At 49.8% G+C, this 241-nt stretch carries 1 pseudogene; it reads left to right on the plus strand.

The features are described from left to right. Positions 1–241 (plus strand): annotated as a pseudogene (locus BN338_RS10735) (glycoside hydrolase family 19 protein); the annotation flags it as partial.

Here is a 241-nt window from a genome sequence, read left to right on the forward strand (position 1 = left end):
GTGCCCATGAGAGTGATGGTTTTTTTACCGTGTGTGAATATGCCTCAGGGCGCGCTTATGAGGGGCGTCGTGATTTAGGCAATGTTAAGCCTGGGGATGGGGTACGCTTTAAGGGGCGTGGTTTGATCCAATTAACGGGGCGCCATAATTATCGTCGTTTTACGCAGTTTTGGCGCTTAGTCGATGAACAAGCGGTTGATTGTGAGGCATTTCCAGAAGAGTTGGAAAAGTTTCCCGCAGC

The sequence above is a fragment of the Bartonella queenslandensis AUST/NH15 genome, from assembly GCF_000312585.1.
GTDB classification, from domain to species: domain Bacteria; phylum Pseudomonadota; class Alphaproteobacteria; order Rhizobiales; family Rhizobiaceae; genus Bartonella; species Bartonella queenslandensis_A.